General features: G+C 60.3%; 13 protein-coding genes and 2 pseudogenes. 8 read left to right on the top strand and 7 right to left on the bottom strand.

The annotated features are described in order from the left end of the window. Window positions 1-172 precede the first annotated feature (172 nt). The 3 genes and pseudogenes from JN279_RS35185 to JN279_RS35175 all read right to left on the bottom strand — a co-directional run. Window positions 173-1,189, bottom strand: a pseudogene (locus JN279_RS35185) (IS91 family transposase); the annotation flags it as partial. A gap of 10 nt (window positions 1,190-1,199) precedes the next feature. Next, window positions 1,200-2,049: pseudogene (locus JN279_RS35180) on the bottom strand (site-specific integrase). Window positions 2,050-2,309: 260 nt separating this feature from the next. Continuing rightward, window positions 2,310-3,062 (bottom strand): carbonic anhydrase, encoded by a 753-nt coding sequence (locus tag JN279_RS35175; RefSeq protein ID WP_010914007.1) that lies wholly within the window; start codon window positions 3,060-3,062, stop codon window positions 2,310-2,312. Window positions 3,063-3,741: 679 nt separating this feature from the next. On the opposite strand from JN279_RS35175, the gene JN279_RS35170 reads away from it, so the two are divergent. Then, window positions 3,742-4,386 carry an acyl-homoserine-lactone synthase gene (locus JN279_RS35170; RefSeq protein ID WP_006329186.1) on the top strand — a complete coding sequence of 215 codons (645 nt, stop codon included), beginning with the start codon at window positions 3,742-3,744 and terminating at the stop codon, window positions 4,384-4,386. 450 nt (window positions 4,387-4,836) lie between these two features. Continuing rightward, window positions 4,837-6,660: a glutamine--fructose-6-phosphate transaminase (isomerizing) gene (gene glmS / locus JN279_RS35165; RefSeq protein ID WP_202351468.1), complete on the top strand. Its 1,824-nt coding sequence runs from the start codon at window positions 4,837-4,839 to the stop codon at window positions 6,658-6,660. 258 nt (window positions 6,661-6,918) lie between these two features. On the opposite strand, the gene JN279_RS35160 is transcribed toward glmS, so the two are convergent. From JN279_RS35160 to JN279_RS35150, 3 genes are all read right to left on the bottom strand, one after another. Further along, entirely contained in the window at window positions 6,919-7,317 is a 399-nt protein-coding gene (locus JN279_RS35160; RefSeq protein WP_202351467.1) for a hypothetical protein, read from the bottom strand. 331 nt (window positions 7,318-7,648) lie between these two features. Further along, the gene (locus JN279_RS35155; RefSeq protein ID WP_202351466.1) at window positions 7,649-8,812 is read right to left on the bottom strand and encodes a porin; all 1,164 of its coding nucleotides are present in this window, start codon (window positions 8,810-8,812) and stop codon (window positions 7,649-7,651) included. 630 nt (window positions 8,813-9,442) lie between these two features. After that, a protein-coding gene (locus tag JN279_RS35150) for an IS5 family transposase (RefSeq protein ID WP_202351465.1) occupies window positions 9,443-10,206 on the bottom strand; the annotation gives its coding sequence in 2 pieces (ribosomal slippage) (window positions 9,443-9,867 and window positions 9,867-10,206; 765 coding nt in all). A gap of 783 nt (window positions 10,207-10,989) precedes the next feature. Between JN279_RS35150 and hemN the strand changes: the two genes are divergently transcribed. Next, the gene (hemN, locus tag JN279_RS35145) at window positions 10,990-12,315 is read left to right on the top strand and encodes an oxygen-independent coproporphyrinogen III oxidase (protein ID WP_010914012.1); all 1,326 of its coding nucleotides are present in this window, start codon (window positions 10,990-10,992) and stop codon (window positions 12,313-12,315) included. Between the two features lies 1 nt (window position 12,316). On the opposite strand, the gene JN279_RS38985 is transcribed toward hemN, so the two are convergent. Further along, the gene (locus tag JN279_RS38985) at window positions 12,317-12,874 is read right to left on the bottom strand and encodes a ZinT/AdcA family metal-binding protein (RefSeq protein ID WP_446720437.1); all 558 of its coding nucleotides are present in this window, start codon (window positions 12,872-12,874) and stop codon (window positions 12,317-12,319) included. A 34-nt stretch (window positions 12,875-12,908) separates the two neighbouring features. Between JN279_RS38985 and JN279_RS35135 the strand changes: the two genes are divergently transcribed. From JN279_RS35135 to trbB, 5 genes are all read left to right on the top strand, one after another. Next, window positions 12,909-13,307: a hypothetical protein gene (locus JN279_RS35135; protein WP_172347046.1), complete on the top strand. Its 399-nt coding sequence runs from the start codon at window positions 12,909-12,911 to the stop codon at window positions 13,305-13,307. Further along, entirely contained in the window at window positions 13,298-13,687 is a 390-nt protein-coding gene (locus tag JN279_RS35130) for a hypothetical protein (protein WP_172352291.1), read from the top strand. Before JN279_RS35135 ends, JN279_RS35130 begins: the two co-directional genes overlap by 10 nt. Before the next feature lie 656 nt (window positions 13,688-14,343). After that, window positions 14,344-16,374: a conjugal transfer protein TraG gene (locus tag JN279_RS35125; RefSeq protein ID WP_202351463.1), complete on the top strand. Its 2,031-nt coding sequence runs from the start codon at window positions 14,344-14,346 to the stop codon at window positions 16,372-16,374. A 118-nt stretch (window positions 16,375-16,492) separates the two neighbouring features. Next, on the top strand, window positions 16,493-16,906 hold the full coding sequence (locus tag JN279_RS35120; RefSeq protein ID WP_202308585.1) for a CopG family transcriptional regulator: 414 nt from the start codon (window positions 16,493-16,495) through the stop codon (window positions 16,904-16,906). Then, the gene (gene trbB / locus JN279_RS35115) at window positions 16,903-17,871 is read left to right on the top strand and encodes a P-type conjugative transfer ATPase TrbB (protein ID WP_202295876.1); all 969 of its coding nucleotides are present in this window, start codon (window positions 16,903-16,905) and stop codon (window positions 17,869-17,871) included. Before JN279_RS35120 ends, trbB begins: the two co-directional genes overlap by 4 nt. The last annotated feature ends 10 nt before the right edge of the window (window positions 17,872-17,881 follow it).

The raw sequence follows: 17,881 nt of genomic DNA, 5'->3' as shown, positions 1-17,881 counted from the left end.
CAGCGTTGCTGGCGACAACCAGGCTGCGACTTTGACTAGCGGCGCGCAAAGGCCCGGCAGCGACTGTAGCAGACGCCGGGATGGACGGGGCGAGCGTGTCGGTAGGCAGCGTATCATGAGGTGTCTGGCCAGATCGGGGCCTTGCGCGGGATCAGGCCGAGCGAGGCCATGGCGCCGCCGCAGCCCTGGCGAGGAGGCCGTAATGGCGGATGCGATGGAATCCGTCTGGAAGGGCGTGCAGCAGGAAGCGCCGGATGAACTCGTCGGCGCTTAAGGTCATGAGCTTGTGCTTGGACTTGTCGTGGTGGCGATAGTCCTTCCAGCGGAAGCTGACCTTTCCGTGGTCCAGGCTCACGAGGCGGCTGTTGGCGATGGCGACGCGATGTGTGTAGCGGTCCAGATAGGCGAGGACCTGTTCGGGACCGCCGAACGGGGGCTTGGCGTAGACGACCCATTCGATCCGCTTCAGTCCAGCCAGTTGGGCGCAGAAAGTGGCAGGGTCGGCCAGGCTGGCGAGATCGCTGAAGAAGCGAAGCTGGCCGGCGTCGAAGGCGTCCCGCAGGCGCTCCAGGAATAGCCGCCTGAACAGGCGCGACAGAACCCGCACGGGCAGGAAAAATCCCGGCCGGCAGGCGATCCGTCGCCGGTCCCCGGCCTTCCCCGGGGCAGGCTCGAGCGACAGGCCACCGCCCGGCACGACGCAGTGGACATGCGGATGATGGTGGAGATTTTGACCCCAGGTATGAAGCACGGCGACCATGCCGATCTCGGCGCCCAGATGCCTGGGATCGGCCGCCGCCACCCTCAAGGCTTCGGATGCGGCCTTGAACAGGATCGCATAGACCGCCGCCTTGTTCTGGAAGGCGATCTCAGCGATCTGGGCCGGGACGGTGAAGACCACGTGGAAGTATGGGACCGGCAGCAGCTCAGCCTGCCGCTCGGCCAGCCACTGGGCGCGGGCTAGGCCTTGGCACTTAGGGCAGTGGCGGTTGCGGCAGGAGTTATAGGCTTGCCGCACGAGGCCGCAGTCGGTGCAGTGTTCGGCGTGACCGCCCAAGGCCGCGGTCCGGCACGCCTCCACCGCGGCCATGACCCGCCGCTCGACACGCCCGAGATGGCCGGCATGGTCGCGGCGATAATCAGCCCCGTGACGGTGGAATACATCCGCCACTTCCAGATCCGGGCGCATGGCGCGCGGCTCAGCCGGGCGGCGTGATCTCCATGTGGAGTTGGTCAAAAGGACTGGCGGTCCGGCCGATCACAGCCGTTGAGACCTGGGCGTATAGTGTCGTCGTCGCCAGGCTGCGATGGCCCAGCAGGACCTGAATGATCCTTATGTCCGTGCCGGCTTCCAAAAGGTGGGTGGCGAAGGGTGTGCACCGTCACCCGCTTCTCAACGCCCAGGAACTCGCAGGCTGCTCGACAGGCGATCCCCAAGGTCTGTGGATGGATCGGGCCGCGGCCATCGCGCCGGGGAAACAGCCATCGTCCCGGCTTGGTCAACCGCCAATAGACGCGCAAAATCTCCAGCAGCTGCGGCGACAGCATCACATAGCGGTCCTTGCCGCCCTTGCCTTGCTCGATGCGAATGATCATCCGGCTGCTATCGATGTCCGTCACCTGCAGACGCGCCGCCTCCGCGGCGCGTAAGCCCACCGCATAGGTGGTCATCAGAGCGACCCGGTTCCTCGTCCCCTTCACGGCCTGCAGAAAGCCGACCACCTCATCGGCGCTCAGCACGACCGGCAACTTGCGCGGCGTCCGGGCGTAAGCGATTCGCTCAGGCAGATCAGATCGACCCAGCGTCACGCCGTAGAAGAAACGCAAGGCGCAAACCGTCTGGTTCAACGCGCCCCACGAGACCCTTCGGCCCACCAAGTGGGCCTGATAGGCGCGCACCTCTTCGTATCCCAGTTGATCGGGTGATCGTCCAAAAAATCGACTGAACTTCGCCACGTGATGCACGTAGGATCGCTGGGTCTCCGGTGACAAATTGCGGATCGTCAGATCTTCAATCATCCGCTGACGCAGAGGGCTTATCTGGGCCATCTGGGGTTCTCCTGTCTGGAAGGTTGGCTCGACACCAAATCTTCTCAGACAGGGGCCTCCTCAGGCCAGACCCGCGCATCAGCTACCTCGGCAGCGGTTTAGTTCAATCTGATTTGCAGACCCTTGGGAATCCCTTCGATTCAATCCAAATTCATCCCGCTCTAGGGCATTATGGTCGATGCCAGCGCCACCAGGGTGCCGTCGTACTGTTCGAAACCCCCCGATTGTTACCGCGGTTTTGCTTGACGCGCGCGATGACCTTAGCTGAGGCCTAGGATGAAGCGCCGATTGGAGGGACGGATCGACCGCGCGTTAGATGCGTAAAGCGTCGTAAACCGCTTGATGTCTGCGGTGTCGACCTCGACCGGTTCCATTGCAACCATCCACTCCACGTTTTCGGTGCAGGGCGGAGTCGTTAATGATCCCTCATAGGTCCAATAGCCGAGCGAGGCCGGCAAAAGCCCGTTGGGATCGAACTCGTCAACTGCCATCTCCTCGCCGGGCCGGGCCGGAAAGACCTTGGCGAGACCGGCAAAGCTGTTATTTGTCGCGCCAGGCATAAGAAGGGCGCTCAGCACACCCAGAGTATCGCTCTTTGTGTCTTTATGGACAAAATGCGCTTCCATCGGGAAGCTCATGCCCGCCACGTGATGCTCGCTCGGCGCGTGGAAATGCAACTGTGCCAGTTGGTAGACGCGATCCCCGCGGGTCAAGGTGCTGCCTTCCGGCATGTTGATTTGAATGGTGTGGCCGTTGTTCACCATCCTGCCGCCGCCCTTGAGCCAACTGATGTCGATGCGCGGTATATCCGCCTTTACCGTGCCGGCGATGTCGATGGGTGACTGCTGCCTGCCCGCCGAACAGGCGAAATTTCTCGTGTCCAGATCGGCCCAATGCTCCGGCCCGACCGAGCCGCCATATCCCCAATGGGCGCTGGCCGCACGCGCGGTCTGGGCGCAGATCGGGCACACGCCCAGCGCGATGAATGCTCTAATCAGGTTACGACGATGCATATTGCCTCGCTCCTTGATGCGAACCTAATGTCCTTGCTTCCAATTGGTGCAGTCAAGGCACAGCCGCAAGGGCGGGCGTAGGTTGAGCCGCGCCACCAGCGTACACGCCAGCCAGTCCTCGTCGAACTGGTAAACTGGAAGAAGCGTCGCCGCCGGCGATCGTTGGAGGCTACGCTCGCCGGTCCGTGGAAATGGCTGGCGACGTGGCTCAGATTCACCGTGCTGCCGCTGATCAGGCCAACAACCAGCACAGTCGGCGTCGCCGGTCCGGCTGTTACTCGGCGGTATGTGGCGCGTAACGTTGAAGCGGGAGTGTCGGGCAGGCAGTGCATTGCAAGGATCTCTCTTTGGCGAGACGAATTCCTCCATTCCATCTGATTCCCGACCTCTCGGCCACCCACTGTGTAGCCTGCCCGCCACGCTCGCCAAGACCATAAAGGCATGGATAAAATTCGCGAATACGCCTTGGAAAGCAGGTCTCAAAGGCCAAGGGGACCTTCCATCTGGAAAATGCCAAGCAAAGCTCGCGTTCGGACGATCCATGCGGTTGCCAGGCTGGCTGCCTCCGGTCAGGCGAGATCCGGATCCTTCCGCGAGGATAGCTGTAAACGTCCACAGGCTGCATCGCTGTGCGCTTTGCCCTTCGATGGCGGGAACACAACCCGCACGGAGGCGACGAATGATTCAGCTGATCACACCTGGCCTCTACAGCGAATTCGCAGGCGAGCTCAAAGAGATGCACGGGCTCAGATATCGGGTTTTCAAGGAGAGGCTCGATTGGGAAGTTCAGACCGGAGGCGAAATGGAAACAGACACCTTTGACGACTTGAAGCCTGTCTATCTGCTGCTCAAGGGATCCGATTGGCGAATTCGTGGCTGCGTGCGCCTCTTGCCAACCACTGGGCCGACCATGTTGCGCGACACATTCCCGGCGCTGCTGGGTGAAGCTGTGGCGCCCGCGAGTCCCGACATATGGGAAAGCAGCCGTTTCGCGCTCGATTTGCCCCCATCAACGCCCAAGGCGGCAGGCGGCCTTGCCCAAGCAACCTACGAGCTCTTCGCCGGCATGATCGAATTCGGCTTGGCCAACAATCTCACCCGGATCGTGACGGTGACCGATACGCGTATGGAACGGATCCTTCGCCTCGCAACGTGGCCATTGTCGCGCATCGGAAAGCCGCAGCCCGTCGGCAAAACGGAGGCGGTGGCCGGGTTTCTCGAGATCTCTCACGCCAGCCTGTTGCGCATCCGCTGGAGGGGACGTCTGAATGGGCCGGTACTGTGGCGACCGATTCTCGGCCTGCCGCACGGCCCATGCGGATAGCCAAGACGTGGTGCGTGGCCCCAGGGATCGGAAGAGGGTTTGCTTCTCGTCGCCGAAAGGAGTCATTGCGTCCGGCCTGGAGAAGCAAACCGAGGAATGATGCATGAAGCAGCCGCACAATTGAACGGCGAGATCAAAGAGTGCGGGGCTACCCATTCGCACTCGGCCCAAGTATCCCCCGTCTCCTCCGGCCGGCTTGCATGCTATTAACGCAGGTGAGGGCGCCGGCCATGATATGCGCAGCCCGTTGAAGGCGGAAGCGTACGCCCCGGTTCACATCACCCGCATTGGACTGAGGTTTAGTTCATCCATGGCGTGGATGATGGCTATCCCAACAATCAATTTTACCGAACTTACCGGATTCCATTAGAAGACTCTAACTGAGCGCATGCCGGGCGGCGTCCCTCGTCTGCGTCGGCTAAGGCTGCCGGGAAGAATTCGGAGAAGAACATGTGCGGAATTGTTGGCATCGTTGGGCAACAGCCGGTGTCGGAACGCCTGGTCGACGCATTGAAGCGTCTGGAATACCGCGGCTATGATTCGGCCGGCATTGCGACGATCACCGAGGGCACCTTGCACCGCCGGCGCGCGGAGGGCAAGCTCGTCAATCTCGAGAGGAGACTCAAGGAAGAGCCGCTGGGTGGTACCATCGGCATCGCCCACACCCGCTGGGCAACCCATGGGCCACCGACGGAACGCAATGCACACCCGCACTTCACGGATGGTGTGGCCGTCGTCCATAACGGCATCATCGAGAATTTCGCCGAACTGAAGGACGAATTGGCGGCGACGGGAGCCGAGTTCCAGACCGACACCGACACTGAGGTCCTTGCGCATCTCTTGGCAAGGCGCCGCCGGGAGGGCATGAGGCGTGGTGAGGCGGTGCATGCCATGCTGAAAAGCGTCAGGGGTGCCTACGCGCTTGCCATCCTCTTTGAGGATGATCCGTCGACCATCATTGCGGCGCGCAATGGACCACCGCTGGCGATCGGTCACGGCGACGGCGAGATGTTCCTGGGCTCCGACGCGATCGCGCTTGCTCCATTCACGAATGAAATCACCTATCTCATCGACGGTGACTGGGCCGTTGTCGGCAGGACGGGCGCTGATATATTTGATTACGACGGCCACCCCGTCGCGCGTCCGCGCCAGACCTCCGTGGCCGTGGCCACTCTGGCCAACAAGGGCAGCCATCGCCACTTCATGGAGAAGGAAATCCTCGAGCAGCCCGAGGTCATCGCCGATGCGCTCGGTCATTATATCAATTTCATCGAAAATGGTGCCGATGCGGTTTCTGACATCGACTTCGCCAAGATCCCGAGCTTGGCGATCTCTGCCTGCGGCACCGCATATCTCGCCGGGCTGATCGGAAAATACTGGTTCGAGCGCTATGCGCGCCTGCCGGTCGAAATAGATGTTGCATCCGAATTCCGCTATCGCGAGATTCCATTGTCGCCGCAGTCTGCGGCTCTGTTCATTTCACAGTCGGGCGAAACCGCCGATACGCTGGCATCGCTGAGGTACTGCAAGCAGCTTGGGCTGAAAATTGGCGCTGTCGTCAATGCGCGCGAATCGACCATCGCTCGGGAGGCCGATGTGGTCTTCCCGATCCTTGCCGGCCCAGAGATCGGCGTCGCCTCCACCAAGGCCTTCACCTGCCAGCTAGCCGCTCTTGCCGCACTCGCCATCCACGCAGCCAAGGCCCGCGGAACCGTGACCGAAGATGAGGTGCAGGCGCTCGTCGAGAGCCTCACCGAAATGCCGCGCCTCATGAGGCAGGTGCTGGACAGCATCCAGCCGGAGATTGAGCTTCTGTCGCGCGAACTGTCAAAGTGTTATCATGTCCTTTATCTCGGCCGTGGCACAAATTTCCCACTGGCGATGGAGGGTGCGCTGAAGCTCAAGGAGATTTCCTACATCCACGCCGAAGGCTATGCGGCGGGTGAATTGAAGCACGGTCCTATCGCATTGATAGACGAGAACATGCCAGTGATCGTCATCGCGCCACATGATCGCTTTTTCGACAAGACCCTCTCCAACATGCAGGAAGTGGCCGCCCGCGGAGGGCGCATTATCCTCATCACCGATGGAAAAGGGGCAGCCGCATCGAAACTCGATACGATGCACACGATCGTGCTGCCGGCCACCGACGAGATTATCGCGCCGATGATCTTCTCGCTGCCGATACAGCTTCTTGCGTACCACACGGCGCTCTTCATGGGCACAGATCTCGACCAGCCACGCAACCTGGCAAAATCAGTCACCGTCGAATGATGTGACGCCTTCATTAGTCGCAACGCTCGCCCATTCGGAAAAACTCCAAGCACTTCAACCGGGGCTCAAGCGCGCCGCTACCGCCTTGCCGTTATTTGCTGGAGCATGCCGTTTAGCGACGATTGGTTATCCCTTTGGCCTCCCCTCACGCTGCTTGGCTGTGCCTACGGGCAAACCCGGTCGAGAAAAGCATCGAATACGCAGCAATAGCGCTAACCACAAAGCGATCCTCCTGCCGCATGCGGATAAAACCCTTCGCTATCCACTATTTCGTCCTCGCTCGATGATTGCGGCTCGCCGCGGTCTTCGTCGGTGAGACGGTTGCCCTTTGACTTTGCCAGGCGGCCAGCTGCGATGTGCGGCTGTAGGAATCCCGTGTAACCTCGTTCTGGATCTAACGCTCACCGATAGGCCCGGCCAGTCGCAAGAGGACCGGGCGATGATCGACACTTCCTGGAACCGCTCGATGGTTCGGTCGAGCGCGAGGATCATGAAATCGTGGTCGCACGGCACGAGATTGGGCGAGATAAAGACATGGTCGATCAGCGACTTGAAGGGCGCCTTGACGCAGGTGATTTGCTTGTCCGAAGCATCCTGCGCGGCGAGCGCGGTCAGGCCGGCGGCGGTCAGCGCGGTCTCCGGAAGCCAAGGTTGCATTGAGTCGCCGCCGATTCAGTCGTTGTCGAAGCTGGGATACTGGGCGAGTTCGGCGATTGCTTCGGCGATCACGCGCCCACCCATCTGCCGGCGGCCTCCACCGTGTCGCCGGACTGCGCCGCACGCGTCAGCGCAAGCGCCGGGACCGCCAGCAAACCCGCCGCAACGCTTTACCAGCTGTCACATCCCGGCAAGCGGGGCATCGGCCGCGCCCTAATCGCAGCTGTATCCGATTGCAAACGTGTCAGGGCTTATCTGCCGCAGGCGTGGCAGGTCCCCCCATAATCGTCATTCGCCGCCTGAGGCCACCGAGATGAAGCTCTTCCTCCCGTTAGAATGAACGTTCGAAACGGAGGATGCCGCCGACACTGCTCTTTTTGTTGGCATTAGCCCAGCTAATGGAAGGGTCGACCTTGCCGACGGCGAAGTCGCCGTAGCGGTCATAGTCGAGTTCGGCTGTAATTGTGAAATCTGCAAGAAACGCATAGGCAACGTTTGCAGCGACTCCATAGTTCCTGAGCTGATCACCCGAGAGCTGAAGATTCAACGAAGTTGTCTCATTGAGCTTGTAAGTGGCGCCGGCCCAGAAAGCCCAGTTACCGCCCCAACTTTTGTAGAACCCGCGACCATGAGCGTCGATTGCGTTAGTGACGTCATCGTTGAGCTTGCCGCTGGAGCCGTAGCCGAACATTCCGAATAGCGAGAGTTGGTCGGTAACATCGACGTCGATGCGGACCTTGCCGGCGACCGATTCGTAGTTGCTATCATAAGCGACAACGCCGGCGATCGCGCCCCAGTGTTGTGTGTATTTCACTCCGCCGACTAGGTGCGGAACGTAGCTGTCGATGGTGCCGACCAGGCCCGAGCCTTCTTCGAGTGAAACCACAGCCGAAAAGCCGTTACCGGCGTCAAAGTAGTACTGAACCACATTAGTATCGAAGGCGCCGTACGGGATAAGCATCTGATTGAGCACGTCGCCCGCGTAGCCAATAAACATGTCGAAGGCGGACCAGTCCTTGCCAACTCGGAGGCCACCAAGCTGAACCCAGGCGAAAGTCAACGTGATGCCTTGGCTGAAGGCATAGTATCGAGGACTGTCCGAACCGGAATAGGCGGTGTGCTTGCCGTAGTTCATGCGGGTCTCGATGTAGGTCTGCAATGTACCGAGTTCGGTCTCTTGCCCGGTCCAAGTTTTGAATGTGAAACGCGTGTGGTTTTGCCATATGCCCTGGGCCTCGCCAGTCTTCACATCCGTGGTTCTAGCTTTGTCATACGATACGACATCGCCGAGGCCGATGTCGTAACGGATATAGCCGCCGATGCGCAGGCAGGTCTCGGTGCCGGGGATGTAGTAGTAACCAGCGCCGTAAACGTCGCAGATCTTGACGTATTCAACGGGCTCAGGCTCGGCCAGGACGATGGCGTCGGCGGCTCGGGCACAGGAAACGGCGATCAGGGCCGCAGATGAGCCGAGCAGGAGGCTCCTGATGTTCATTCTTGATCTCCGTTCAAATATTGAAGAACGGGACGTCAACGAACGAGCCAGCCCTTCCTGTCCCACAATCGAAAACGATGCACATCGCGCTGCGCCTATCGCAGTGTGACATACGATAATAATTATTCAACAACAGGGGCGATGAAGCTGAATCATACTTTAACACGATAAGTTGTTGTTCTCATATCACCTGCTTGAAATGCCCGGGGAGGAATCAAACACTTCCGAGTCGATCGCCATGATTATCTCCGATAGCTGCGCGTACCGTCACAACGGCTTCGAAAATCACCCCGCAAATGACGTGCCAACCTCACGACCAAGCTACGATTGACACTCAAGTTTGCCGTCGGACCTTGGTTTGCGTTTCCTTTTTTGCTCTGAGGGTCAAGCTGAGCACGAAAAGCAAATGTTTCGGACATGGTTCGTCTGTTCGCTTCGCGACAGTATCGTTCAATGGCGATAGCCTTTGTTTGTTTTGAGCCTCGACATTGTTGACATCATGCGAGTGCACCGCTCGGTACGTCAGCCGAGATGCCCCACTGATGCCGACATGCCTAGGCGTAAGCGTCCTCGTTAGGGCGAAGGGCCACACGTCGGCGGTGGCGAGGTGCACCAGCTTTCCAGCTAGGGTCAGGACTCATTGATCCAGAAGATGAAGGCTGCAGCGAAGGCGATCGCCGACAGGAAGGTGTGAGCACATCGGTCGTATCTGGTGTGGATGCGTCGCCAGTCTTTGAGGCGTGCGAACATGTTCTCGATCCTGTGGCGTTGTCGGTATAGGACAGGATCGTAGCTGTGCTGAACACGATGCTTGGCATGGGGTGGGATGCATGGCGTGATACCACGCTCGACGAGCGCCTGGCGGAAGGCCGCTGAACTGTAGGCCCGATCGGCCAGCAGGGCGTTGGCGGCGGGCAAATCCTCGATCACTGCCGCAGCAGTCTTGTGATCATTGGCCTGCCCTTCGCTCAGATGCAGCAGCCGCGGACGTCCCTTCCCGTCACAGACCACTTGCAGCTTGGTGGTCAGTCCGCCTCGGCTGCGTCCGATACATCGGGATAGAGCCCCTTTTTAAGGAGGCTGGCGGCAGTGCGATGCGCTTTGAGATGGGTGGCATCGATCATCAGATTGTCCGTTTTGCCGCCCCGCGCAGCCAGTTCCGCCAGGATGCGGTTGAACACACCCAGCCGACTCCAGCGGATGAAGCGGTTGTAGATGGTCTTGTGCGGACCGTAGTCGGAAGGGACATCTCGCCAGCGAAGGCCATTGCGGATCACGAACAGAATGCCGCTCAGCACCCGGCGGTCATCTACACGCGGCACACCATGCGACAAAGGAAAATAGGGCTCGATCCGGCGCATCTGCTCCGGCGTCAACATCAGCAAATCACTCAAGGCAGCAACCTCCTGCCACCTTGAATCACCCAACAGATATCAACTCAACAAATTAATGGGTCCTGACCCTAGTCCGGACAAAGTGGTTCCGAAAGGCGGGAAGGTCGAGACGAGCCGTTGTAAGCCCCTCTCTGAATCGCAAGCCGTGCACGGGCCATTTTTGTTTTTACGGAAGCACATGCGAATTCGCTCGATTGTCAGTTGCGAGCGATGCTTGAGTTGCGCTTCACTCCGGCGCTTTGCCGGGCCACAGGAGCGCGATTTGTCGGTGATCATGCGCCTGGCGTAGCGCATTGGTTCATCAAGCTTGCAGCCTTGGCAGGGGCGGACCTGGACGGTCTCCTCGAGCACAATTCCCGCTCTGACAGACGGTGCGCCACGGCCAAAGCCTCGTGCCGGCAATTAATACGACGAACTCATCGAGATGCCAGGTATCGCTACGTGACGCCGTCTTACGCACCAGCCGGCGAGCAAAAGTCTGGTCCCAACGCCGAATCGACTGGTCGGACGGGGCATGCTGCGTTCCATCGGACGCTGAAGGGAGGGGATAGGATAGGATAGGATAGGATAGTAACACCAAACGGTGGGCGGGAAAGTCTCGACGGGAAACCCATGGCGCTTGTCCCTGACCAGCGCGTGCTCATACCATCGCTGTCCAGCCAAGGCTGAATGGGGCTATCGCTGCGAAATAATCGGGCCCAAAGCGGACCGGACTGATATAGCGCAAAGACACAGGAGAGCGCAGTGGTAAGGATGGAAGGCAACAACATGGGACGGTAACTGTTGCAGACCACAAAACATCGCGAAGCCCGCCTGCCTTGGTACACCATCTATCCGACTGTCGCGGAGTTCTCTGGGGCGGTCGGCGCCGACGCTTATGAGGAATGGCTCAGGAACCTACCGGCTAACGATCCGGCGTCACTCTACTTGCACGTTCCGTTCTGCCGATCAAAGTGCTGGTATTGCGGCTTCCCCACCACCATCACCCGCCATGATGCGCCGATCGTTAATTATCTGGCGGCGCTGCGTGACGAGATACGTTTGGTCTCGGAGCACGCGCCGCAGGCGCTGCCCGTGAGCGATGTGCATTTCGGCGGCGGAACGCCAACTCTCATGGGGCCAGTTGAGTTCCTCGCCCTGACGGAATTCCTGCGCCGCCACTTTGCGCTTGCGGAAACAGCTACGATCGCCGTCGAGATCGATCCACGCACGTTCACGGCCGATATGGCCGAAGCCTTGCAAGCAGCCGGCGTGAACCGCGCGAGCCTCGGCGTGCAGAGCTTCGATCCCATTGTTCAAAAAGCGATCAACCGGGTCCAGAGTGAGGCGCAGACGGCGGCTGCCGTCGAAATGCTGCGTCGGCATGGAGTGACAAGCATCAACTTCGACCTCATCTTTGGTCTCCCGCATCAAACGGTGCAGTCTTGCGTCGAGACCACGAGGGCGGCGGTCGCCATGCGCCCCAACCGGCTTGCGGTGTTCGGCTACTCGCACATTCCGTCCTTTATTAAGAATCAGCGCCTCATCGAGGAGGCATCGCTTCCGGGCAGCGCTGCCCGCGCCGAACAGGATGCGGCCATTGCCGTGACGCTGATTGCCGCCGGCTACCGAGAGATCGGGCTCGACCATTTCGCCTTGCCGGACGACGATCTCGCGCTGGCACAGAAAACCGGTCGCCTGCGGCGCAACTCGCTGGGCTACTCGGCCGACACCTGCAAAACCCTGATCGGTTTCGGCGCGTCGGCTATCGGGCGTGTCGGCGAGGGCTACGTCCAGAACGAGGTTACACGGGATTCCTACTGCCGGCACATCGCAGCTGGCCGTCTGGCGACGTCAAAGGGCTACCGTCTCACCGACGAAGACCGCGCGCGAGCCGCAATCATCGAGCGACTAATGTGCGATCTCGAGGCCGATGTGCCGGCAATCTGTGCCGCCCACGGATCTGATCCGATCCATTTTCTCGATTCAGCTGAACGCTTGGCGATGCTTGCCAAGGACGGGATTGTGGACATCGAAAAGGGTTTTGTCCGCGTACGGCGGCAGCATCGCTTTGCGATGCGCGTTGTCGCTGCCGCATTCGACGCTTTTCTCGACCGGGTTGCCCGCTGAGTCAGCCAACCAAGTGTGAGGAGGCCAAGGCGACGCCGAAGCGGAATTTGACGCCCATGCGGTTTCCTTTCTTCGAGGTCAGGATTTCACAGCCGTCGCCAGGGAAGCAGGCCTCAAGCGGCTTCCCGCCCTCGAAGAATGCCACGGTGTCGCATCGATCGTGATCCGCTCGAATTGGTGCGATAGCCGATCTCGTAGTAGGCGCGTACTCATCTGCGCTCTGGTCGCCGCTCTCCGCCTTATAAGCCATGACTGGATCGAGCGTTCCATCGTCAGGAAGGGATAGACCAACTGCCAATCCCTGACCCAAATTCGACAGGGCGCGCTGCTTGATCTGGTCGTCCTCAAATGTAGATCGGCTGGACCGCGGGATCGTGGCTATATGCGTGATCTTTCTCAGCTGCTTGATCGTGGATCTTGCCGCTCCCGCCGCCGGCCACGATGTAGAAGGGCTTGCCCTCCACGGCGATCTCGCCGTTACTGCTGAACGATCCCGCCGACACGATATAGGGCTTGAGGGTCGGTCACGACGATGTTGTCCCCTGCCGCGGCGATGCACGGCCGTGCCCGTCCATCGAATAGAGGTCGTGAGCTTGAGCGAGTTGGCGATCTTGCCAGCCACGAAGCTTGGCGTTCTGGTGACGCTCAACAAGGCGACCGCAGCAATGGAACGTGCTGCCAGAGAAGCCGAATCCGTTGAGGCGGGCGGCAAGCTGCGGCCGCGCGTGCAAATCTGTATGGTCAGGGAACTATTGAAGGGCAGAAAGCCCACGCTTCCACCTGTCTATGACATTGTCTCTGCCGCTGCCGCCCGGCAGGTGGCCGCCGCGGTTGCCAACGCGACAGGAAATACGGGACCCGCCGTCCTTCAAATATTCCATCGCCGGCAGCGGACAGAAAGCCACGAACAATCAGTCGCCGACACCTGTGAACAAGCCGTGTGCGACATTGCAATCATCCATTTATTGGCTCAACTGCCCACATGGCCGTGAATGAACTGGATTTGTTGGTTTTCCAGATGGCAGTGGAAAGCGTCCGCTCACTCTGCTTGAGCTTCAATGACAAAGCGGCGGAGATAGCCGCGAGGAGCCGCGGAAACCTGCTTTTCGATGTGCGGATCGATGATGACGCCGAGGTCCAACGGCTCGCAGCCATCCGATATCGAGGCGGGCAGATTGGTGTGCTGGCGTTGGACAGACAAGGCCTTATTAGCCGCTACTGCGTCATCGACGATACCTTCTCCCGCTTCATTGCACCGTTGGAGAATTGGACCAGCATGCCGGTGTCAATGCAGGCCAAATTCGATGTCACTCACCATGCCGGCCTCTTCCTAGACGCGTTGCGAAATGCCGGTCATATGCTTGGCAACTAGGGCTGGCGGAACGCATCTGTGGATCTTTGCATCCGCCTGGGCGTTTGAGCCGGCGGCTCATCGAGGTTCTGCAGCGCACGGATGTGCCACGGCCGGGGTGATAGCCGCCTCTGCCCAACAGATCGCCGGCGAGGGCTTGTCGGACAATGAATGTCGTCAATCCACCGTCCGAGAAATGGTGTCTGGCTCACAAGAAGCACAGCGAATTGAGACTGAAACGCAGTCCAGCTGGGAAATCCAGCGCGAAGGCCGGAAGGTAACTTATCTGCGATAGAGGCAACGGGAAGGCGCCTTCCACTTATAAGGCAGCGCCCAATATGTCGGTACTCGCCTGAGGAATTCCCATGGCGGGCAGGGCTACCTCGCGATCCGATCTCGTTGTACCTCAGACCGGACTCGATGTTACGAATTTCCTCAGCGGCTTGCCCGCATGCCACCGCCAGTTCCCCGACCACGTGCTCACGATAGGCACGAACGATATGAGTCCCCTCCGACATAGCAGTCCTCGGGAATGCGCGAATGTTGATACACCTCGAAGGAGAGCAACGGCGCGCCAAACAGCCTCTCATCGCACCAAGTCGTACATAGGGCGCATTCCTGTTCCGGCCGTCCCGCGCGATGCTCGATCCATCTTTCCAGAACAGCGGAGCAAGCCAGTGACGCCCACGAAGCTTCTGATTGGGCAGATCGCCATTGTGTTCGCCATCGTTCTCCTCGGCGTGTGGGCTGCCACGCAATGGTGCGCTCATATGCTAGCCTTTCAGGAACAACTCGGCGCGCCATGGTTTGTCGCGGCTGGCTGGCCGATCTACGAGCCGTGGAAACTGTTGGAATGGTGGTTCCAATTCGATGCCTATGCGCCCGAGGTATTCGACAAGGCGGGCATGCTTGCGGGCACCAGTGGATTCATGGGCTGTGCCGCTGCGATCGCTGGTTCCCTCTGGCGCGCGCGCCAGCGCGGCTTGGTCACCACCTATGGCTCCTCTCGATGGGCGGCGACGCGGGAGATCGAGAAAGCAGGGCTGTTTCAGCCGGCAGGCGTGTTCCTCGGCAAACTGAAGGACCGGTATCTGCGTCATGACGGGCCTGAGCACGTCATGGCCTTTGCGCCGACACGTTCCGGCAAGGGCGTCGGACTGGTTGTCCCAACCCTTCTCTCCTGGTCCGGCTCGGCCGTCATTCACGACATCAAAGGCGAGAACTGGCAGCTGAGCTCCGGCTGGCGGTCGAGGTTCTCGCATTGCCTTTTGTTCAATCCGACTGATCCGCGATCGGCCCGCTACAACCCGCTGCTGGAGGTACGCAAAGGTTCGGACGAGATTCGCGATGTCCAAAACATCGCCGACATTCTAGTCGATCCGGAAGGCGCGCTGGAGCGGCGGAATCATTGGGAGAAGACCAGTCATTCACTCCTCGTCGGCGCTATCTTGCACGTGCTCTACGCCGAAGAGGAAAAGACTCTTGCCCGCGTCGCCACCTTTCTGTCGGACCCGCAACGCTCGTTTGCCGCGACTTTGCGGCGAATGATGACGACCAACCATCTCGGCTCGGCCAATAAGCCTCAGGTCCATCCCGTCGTGGCCTCGGCGGCACGAGAGGTGTTGAACAAATCGGAGAACGAACGTTCAGGCGTCCTCTCGACCGCCATGTCTTTTCTCGGCCTATACCGTGATCCGACCGTGGCGGCGGTAACATCGGACTGCGACTGGCGCATTGCCGATCTGATGGATGCGGAGTGGCCGATGTCGCTCTATCTGGTCGTGCCGCCATCGGACATCTCGCGCACCAAGCCCTTGGTGCGACTGATCCTGAACCAGATCGGCAGGCGGCTGACGGAGCGCCTCGAGGGTGACCCAAAGAAGAGCCGCAAGCATCAACTGCTGATGATGCTGGATGAGTTTCCGGCGCTCGGTCGCCTCGACTTCTTTGAGACCGCGCTCGCGTTTATGGCCGGTTACGGAATTCGTGCCTACTTGATCGCGCAATCGTTGAACCAGATCTCCAAAGCGTATGGCGACAACAACGCCATTCTGGACAACTGCCATTTGCGAATTGCCTTTTCCTCCAATGATGAGCGCACGGCCAAGCGAATCTCGGACGCGCTTGGCACGGCCACGGAACTCAGATCCATGCGCAACTATGCGGGCCACCGGCTGGCACCTTGGCTCTCGCATGTCATGGTGAGCCGCCAGGAAACCGCCCGCCCGCTGCTGACACCGGGCGAGGTGATGCAATTGCCGCCCGCGGACGAACTGGTGCTGGTTTCGGGATTGCCCCCCATCCGGGCCAAAAAGCTGCGATACTATGAGGATCACAATTTCACCGAGCGGGTGCTGCCTTCGCCGGTGTTGCGCGACGGACCCTACGCGGACTGCCCGATGTCGCGGCCGGACGATTGGACTGGGCAAGTACGCGGCGTCGACCGTCGTCTTGCGTCCGACGATGAAAGCGCTGGCACCGCGCTTGCGGACGAGGGAGGTGTTCAGCAGCAGCGCCATCCTGGCCTACCCGAAGAACATACCGCCGTCACCCAGGAACCGGACCAGGACGATCTGTCCGGACCCGCAGACGATGATAGCGAGGCGATGGCGGACAAGCGCGTCATGGACCGGATCTCCACCGTCGCAGGTGCCTATGGCATCAACGAGGGAAGGGGCGATGATAAGGATATCGTCCCCGGCTTCTGAACGCTTTCCGCAGTTCAGACGTATCTCAGCGTAGATAACGGCCGTAAGCAATTTTGGGCATCTCGATAATGCTTGTTCCGCCGCCGGCCCGCCAGCGCCGGCCAGTTGGAACAAGCGCATGAAGCCCCACCGCATTCGTCACCAGTTTCTGCTCGAACCGGAATTGAGCGAGAAGCTGGACAACCTCAGCCGCGATCCCTCGACCACAAAATCCGCGGTCGTCGCGAAGGCCGTAGAAGCTTTCATCGAGCGGCGTGGCGAGAATGAACTCGATCGGCGCTATGGCATGAGGCTGGACCGTCTTTCCCGCGACCTCAGTCACGTCAGGCGCGATGTCGACATGACATTGGAAAGCTTGGCGCTCTTCATCCGCTTTTCGATCACGCTTCATGCCCACACGCCTGTTCCGGACAAGGCGACGCAGGCGATTGCCCAGGAGCGTTTCGACAAATTCGTCGAGCAGGTCGGTCGCCAGATCGCATCGGGGAAACGCTCGCTTGGCAAAGACAATGGCGGAGGAGGGGAAGCATGAGCGCTCATCCAGAGGCCGACCACCGACGCCGCGCCATGCTGCGCACCGCCATGGGTCCGACGATCACTGAGGCGCTGGCCGATCCATTGGTCATCGAGGTGATGGTCAATCCCGATGGTGCGCTGCGGCTCGACCGGCTGGGAGAAGGCCGAATCGATACGGCCGTGCATATGCATCCTTCCGAGGCGGAACGCATCATCCGCCTGGTCGCTTCCCACGTGCGTGCCGAGGCGCATGCGGACAATCCGATTGTCAGCGCCGAATTGCCATCGGGCGAACGCTTCGAGGGACTGCTGCCGCCTGTCGTGCTGGCGCCTTGCTTTGCCATCCGCAAACCAGCCGCAAAGCTCTACACGCTGGCCAACTATGTTGCGGATCGCATCATGTTGCCGCTGCAGGCCGATGCGTTGATAAAGGCAGTCCGAGAACGGCGCAACATCCTTGTCGCCGGAGGCACGTCGTCGGGTAAGACGACGCTTGCCAATGCACTGCTGGCCGAAGTCGCCGAATGCGACGAGCGAGTGATCCTCATCGAGGACACCCGCGAACTGCAATGCGCAGCAAAGGACTGCGTTGCCCTGAGAACCAGGCGGGGCTCGGTCACACTCGCCGATCTCGTGCGCTCGACGCTCCGGCTCCGCCCCGACCGCATCATCGTCGGTGAAGTCAGGGGCGCGGAAGCGCTGGACATGCTCAAGGCATGGAACACCGGGCACCCCGGCGGCATCGCCACGGTTCATGCCAATTCGGCGCGCTCTGCCCTCTATCGCATCGAGCAGCTTGCACAGGAAGCTGTCGTCACCGTGCCGCGCCGCCTCATCGCCAATGCCATCGATCTCATCGTCTTCATCGCGGGGCGCGGCTCGTCGCGCCGCATCGATGCAATCGCTGAGGTCACAGGTCTCGACGGCAGCGGCGACTACGCCCTCACCCCACTCACGCCTCCGCAACTCCAGCAACTCTGAAAGGCCCCCT

Origin of the sequence: Mesorhizobium sp. 113-1-2, assembly GCF_016756475.1 — a bacterium.
In the GTDB taxonomy this organism is placed as follows: domain Bacteria; phylum Pseudomonadota; class Alphaproteobacteria; order Rhizobiales; family Rhizobiaceae; genus Mesorhizobium; species Mesorhizobium loti_C.
The sequence above is the reverse complement of the archived record's forward strand: the minus strand, read 5'-3'. Positions and strand labels throughout refer to the sequence as shown.